2 protein-coding genes are annotated in these 2,605 nt (G+C 71.9%); both read right to left on the bottom strand.

The window, feature by feature from the left end; genetic code table 11:
• A partial coding sequence (locus AC1DP0_RS20695; RefSeq protein WP_478088233.1) for a hypothetical protein occupies positions 1–960 on the bottom strand: 960 nt, incomplete at its 3' end.
• A gap of 211 nt (positions 961–1,171) precedes the next feature.
• On the bottom strand, positions 1,172–2,539 hold the full coding sequence (locus tag AC1DP0_RS20690; protein WP_478088231.1) for a glutamate mutase L: 1,368 nt from the start codon (positions 2,537–2,539) through the stop codon (positions 1,172–1,174).
• Between the last annotated feature and the right edge of the window lie 66 nt (positions 2,540–2,605).

Genomic DNA, 2,605 nt, shown 5'->3' with positions numbered 1-2,605 from the left:
CTGCGCCGGAGCCAGGAACTGCGGTTCGGCTCCCATGATGTCCAGGACGTGTGGGTTGACGCCGAGGTGACCGGCGAACTCCCTCAGTTTGGCCGCCCGGCACTGGGGGTCGAAGACATCGGGCGCAAGGATCTCGACCACGACCCAGTCACCGCGCTCGATATCCCTGAGCCGGACCCCGTCGTGGCGCTGGTCCATCAGTCGCGAGTGGAACTCCACGCCTTGGTACTCACCGACCACCCTCTGCTCCAGCCAGACGAGGTCCCCGCAGCCCAACCACACCCCTGAGTGGCTGACGACGTCCTCGTTGAGCAGGGGTTCAGGGAGTCCGGCTCGCATCACCATGAGGCGACTCCGAGTCTCCATGGGCGACCAGGAGCCCACCCTGATACGAGGGATCGCGTAGGTGAGCGTCACCTTGCCGCGAGGCCGGACACGCCGCTCGACGGCGCGGCGTAGCGGCTCGGTCCCGCCGAGCAGGTTGGCCACCGCATCCCCCGCCACGATGAGGTCGTCGAGGCCGACCGGGCGGCCCGGACCGACGAACTCACCGAGATCGGCCCAGGTGTCTGCCGGCGCGACGACGGGCAGTCCCTCCACCTGGACGACCTCCCGGCTCTCCAGGCCGCGGTGACCCCAGACCTCCGGCCGCCGGACCCGGTTGGCTGCGGTTGGCGTGACGATGTGGATCCTCAAGTCGTCCTCCACGGCATACGGAAGCGGGATGCCCAACAGCTGGGCTGCGGTCACGTGGGAGAAGGCGAAGTCCTTCGGCGCCGCGGCGACGAAGCTCTGAGCTTGCTCGAAAACGGTTGTCGGCAGCTTCACGGATCGGACGCCGCGCGTGGGCGTCCACAGGTCCTGGGCCCGGAGGCGTCGGCGCGTCAGACCCAACGCGAGGGCCTCCGACGCGAGGAAGGGACGGGTCGTCAGGTCGTGGGGCAGCGGCGTGGGATCCATGCGGGGACGATGGACGACGCGCGGCTGCAGCGACAGGTCCTTGAGTGAGCCTGTGGATGGGATGGCGATCCGTTCCAGAGGTGTGGATGACCCCAGCCGCGTGGCCACTCGACGGCACGGAGGCGACCACACGCGGCCTTTCGACAGTTGAGAGGCGGCCAGACGCGGCCTTTCGACGGTTGAGAGGCGACCACACGTGGCCTTTCGACGGTTAGAGGATCTGGGCGGCCACCGTGCGGGCGAGGTCGGGGTGCTCCGGGGCGTCCGACGTGGTCGCGTCGGGGGTGGCGAGGAGGCCGGCCGCGAAGAGCAGGTATGCCGTGTCGACCGTCGCTTGCGCCGCGCGCGGCACCTTCCAGCCACCGGCGTGGTCGGCCAGGATCGCGCCCAGCACGTGGTCGCGGCCGGAGGCGTCGGTGTGGCGCAGCACTCCTCCGGACCCGACGAGGACCCTGACGTCGGCGAGCGGACGGGCCGACTCGGTCGGCTGGGCGGGTCGAGCGTGCCGGCGGACCGCGACCAGGGCCGCTAGTCGCGCCAGCTCGAGGTCGTGGCCTCGCTCGACGTCGTCGCCGGGGAGCGAGCCGGGGCGCTCGTGGACGCGGGCGGCATACGCCGTCAGGGCCGCGGGGTCGGCGACCGTGTCGAGGAGGTGCTCGGCGGTGRCCGCCTCGATGACGTGCTCGGCGTTCCAGCGCAGACCGAGGTCGCCCTCGACCGCGCGAGCGTGCCAGAGCGGCGCGACGACGTCCTTGCGCAGGGCGGCATCCTCGCCCGTGGGAGTCAGGCACGAGTAGACGTCGGTCGTCGCACCGCCGACATCGACGACGAGCACGTCACCGTCCGTCACCGAGGCCAGCACCTCGACGCCGCGCAGCACGACGTCGGGCGTCGCTGCCTCGACCATCGCCGCGAAGGCCGGGTCGCGCGACAGGCCCTTGCCGCCGATGACGTGGCGCAGGAAGGCCTCGCGGATCGCGGCCCTGGCGGACTCCGGCGCGATGACACCGATCTGCGGGAGGACGTTGTCGGCCAGGACGGTCGGGCGGCCGGTGCTCGTGAGGACCGCTGCGGCCTCGTCGCGCGCGTCGACGTTGCCTGCCACCACGACCGGAACGGCGTGCGCGCCGCGACCTCCGATGACGCCCTTGGCGAGGCGGGCTGCGTTGTGCAGCAGGACGTTCCGGTTGCCGCCGTCGGTGCCCCCGACGAGCAGGATGATGTCCGGCCCCGACGCGCGGACGGCGGCGACGTCGGCCGTCGTCAGCTCGCCGCTGGCGACGTGGACGACCTTCGCCCCCGCCGACAGCCCCACGCGATGACCGGCCTGCGCGGTGACGGTGCGCTCGTAGCCGACCACCGCGAGCCGCAGTCCGCCTCCGGCGCTCGAGCACGCCCGCACTCTCGCGTCGTCGGACACCCCAAGCTCGGCGCGCAGCGCGCGGTAGCCGTCGAGGATGTCGCCGCGGCCCTGCGTGCCCGTCGTGGGTGTGGATGCCGTGCCGATCACGATGCCGTCGTCGGAGAGCAGGGCACCCTTGGTGAAGGTCGACCCGAAGTCGACGGCCAGGATCGTCATGCGGCGGTGTGGGTGGGGCGCGGCTCAGCCGTGGATGTCGAGCGCCTCGCGCAGGTCGGCGATGAG

This window comes from Terrabacter sp. P5_B1 (assembly GCF_056400505.1).
This window is presented reverse-complemented; position numbering and strand designations above follow the sequence as displayed.